The sequence below is a fragment of the Psychrobacillus sp. genome (genome assembly GCF_056205495.1).
In genome coordinates this window covers 1-3,154 of the sequence record NZ_JBAEAP010000541.1, presented here as the reverse complement: position 1 = coordinate 3,154, position 3,154 = coordinate 1, and the positions used below count along the sequence as shown (strand labels likewise).

Sequence of the window (3,154 nt, the reverse complement as noted above, 5' to 3'; positions counted from 1 at the left end):
GAAAATTGTTAAAAAAGTATTATCAGGTGTGAAGCCAGGCAACATTGTTTTATTCCACGATTCTGGAGGGGACCGTTCTCAAACTATTAAAGCACTGGAAGAAATACTTCCTGAGCTTCAGCGGCAGGGATATCGGTTTGTAACTGTCTCAGAGCTTATTGAAATACATTCAATGTCTTTGCATCCATAAGTGTCTATAGTATGGGTAAGGATGTTTTTTTTACTCCTTCATCCACGTAAAAAGCTTGAACCATTAGAATCCCTAACGGTTCAAGCTTTCATTATTTCTACTTATTCTTTTTATCCTTTTCAAACAAGACAATTAAAGCCGGTAATAAAATACCTCGAATTAAGAAGGTATCGAGAATAATACCTACCGCAACAATGAAGCCGAATACGAACAATAATTGAATTGGCTGAGTCATTAAGACAGCAAATGTAGCTGCCAATAGAATTCCGGCAGAGGAAATTACTCCTCCTGTATGAGAAACTGCAATTTGAACAGCATCCTTCACTGAATGCTTTTGACGTTCCTCCATAAAACGAGATATTAAAATGATATTATAATCGATCCCAAGCGCAACGAGGAACACAAAGGAATACAATGGTACTCGATTACTGATGGTATCAATATCAAAGAATAAATTAGATAAGAACATTCCTAAGCCTAATGCAGCTAAGAATGATAAAAGAATGGTTCCCATCATATAAATAGGCATCTTAATAGACTTTGTCAACACGATTAATAGAATGAAGATCAAGATCGTTTCTAATACTACGATAATAATTAAATCACGATCATTTACTGCTCGGTCATCCACTTGAGCAGCTGTCTCACCTGCAAAGTATAAATCGCCGTCAGCTTCCGATGCAGAAATGATATCCTCTTTCTCTTCTATCATTTTTTCAAGAGCGTCCATTGATTCAGTAGAATATGGACTGTCCTCAAAGGTTAATTGGTATTGCACCGCTAATCCATCTTCTGATACACCAGTAGGGCGTACAGAGTTTACAAGCTCTTGATTTTGAAGCTGCTCCAAAATACTTGCTTGAACTTCCTCCGTTACTTCTTCCTCTGATTCAAAAAGAACAGTTGTTGGGGCTAAATCACCTTTCGCAAACTCTTCCTCTATAATCTCATAGCCCATACGTGATGGCATATCCTCTGGGAAGGACTTCATCGTATCGAACTCATACTTTAGGTTAAACATATTCAAAGCAGAACCCACTAAAATAACAAGTATAATTAGAGCCGCTACAATTGGTTTCCCTACAACGAATGAACCAATTTTGCTCCATAGTTTACTGACCTTCTCTTCCCCTTCATCATACTTAGGAATACGTGGCCAGAACGACTTGCGACCAAATAATGTGAACAATGCAGGTATTAATGTTACAGAAGCAAACATAATAACAAACATCGTAGTACCAAAGATCGGAGCGAAGTTTCTATAATCTCCGAAGCTCGCAAAGAACAATACTAGCATTGCTGCAAGAACAGTACCACCTGCAAAGAATACAGGTATCCCTGTTTCTCTCATTGCCCACTTCATCGAATCGAACTTACTCTCATAATTCTTCAGTTCCTCACGATAACGAGAGAAAACAAATAAAGAATAATCAATGGTAGCTGCAAACAATAGAATAGACATAATAGATAATGACTGAGCTGCTAAATCTAAGCCACCTGCTCCCAGAATACCTAACAATTGATTAACTACCTGATATACTATCCCCGCAGCCAATAATGGAATAATTGCTAATAAAGGAGATCGATAAATTACAATCAATAATATTAAAATGATACCAACAGTAGCTAAAATCAATACTAAATCTGCTCTTTCAAACAAATTAGTAGTGTCTACCGCAATACCAGCTGGGCCAGTAATGTAAACATATGCCCCCGTATCCTCCAAAACTATATCTCTAATTTCTTCTAGTGATTTTTCTAATTCAGCAGTTTCTAAAGAGGTGATAAAATTTAACGGAACAACTGCCGTCTTTTGGTCCTCTGAGAAGAAACCAGCTAGAGCCTGAGGTGGCAGGCTGCTAAAAGGAACTACTTCCTTTACTCCATTAATATTTGCTGCACTTACTTTATCTAATGCTTCTCCAAGGGCAGTTACATCAATTTCTGCATCCTTGGATTGTAGTACTAAAATAGCCGGAAGACTTTCTGCATCCTTAAAGTGCTCGTCAATATGCTTTTGAGCCACTACGGATTGGACATCCTCAGGAAGAGACGTGACGCTTGATACTTTATGGTCTCCCGCTCCAGGTGCAAATATTGTTAGTAAGACCGTAATCGCTATCCATGCACCGATTGTAATCCACATACCCTTTTTAGTGGCTACAAAATCAGTGACACTTCCTAATAACTTTTTCAACAATTCCACTCCCTACTCGGTTTATTAAGTGACACTAGTGTCACTTTGGATAAAAAAACATATTACTTTTTCATTATCCTTTTCTATCATTTTCCTGTCAATGAATCGACCTTGAACATTCCACTGCTCAAGATTTCCTTTATAGAAGCCACCCACTCGCCTTCAGGAATATGAAAGTGGTTGGGAATCGCAATAATTTGAAAGATCATCCCAAGTAAAACTGCTGTAGGCAAATGCTCCTTAATAAGACCTTCTCTTCTCCCTAGCTCAATAAACCCTTCAAATTGCTGGTACATACTAATATAGTATTCGCTTATTCTAGATTTATTATTCAATGCCCGTTTTGTCGTCGGTGCAGGAATTTGACCTATGATATCCAATACCTCGTAAATATTATTATGCGCAAAAATAAAATCAATCAGCTCATTAAACTGAGTTTGGAAATCAGCACTTTTATTCAACTTATCAAAATCCGATAAAAACCTAGCCATCTCATACATCAGAAACTCAGAAATTAACTCATCTTTATTATCATAATATTTATAGAGACTTCCTCTTGAAACACCCAGACGTGAAGCCAGCTTACTAAACGTAAAAGCCTCATAGCCATCATGAATAATTAATTCCTTTGTTTCCTTAAACAAATGCTCATCAGTAAATTTTCTTTCACGAGCCATATCCAACACCTCACTATCCCACTCATTATATTACAAAAACCAATCTACACAAAATGACAGCAATGTTACGGGTGCCAGGCACCTGTAACA

At 37.4% G+C, this 3,154-nt stretch carries 2 protein-coding genes and 1 pseudogene; 1 reads left to right on the top strand and 2 read right to left on the bottom strand.

Annotated features, from left to right (window positions below; translation table 11 throughout):
* Positions 1-190, top strand: a pseudogene (locus AC06OU_RS15240) (chitooligosaccharide deacetylase); the annotation flags it as partial.
* Positions 191-287: 97 nt separating this feature from the next.
* Here AC06OU_RS15240 and AC06OU_RS15235 read toward each other — a convergent pair.
* Entirely contained in the window at positions 288-2,387 is a 2,100-nt protein-coding gene (locus tag AC06OU_RS15235; RefSeq protein ID WP_475856901.1) for an MMPL family transporter, read from the bottom strand.
* Positions 2,388-2,473: 86 nt separating this feature from the next.
* Complete coding sequence (locus tag AC06OU_RS15230) at positions 2,474-3,064, bottom strand: TetR/AcrR family transcriptional regulator (RefSeq protein ID WP_342567481.1); 591 nt, start codon at positions 3,062-3,064, stop codon at positions 2,474-2,476.
* Positions 3,065-3,154: the final 90 nt, after the last annotated feature.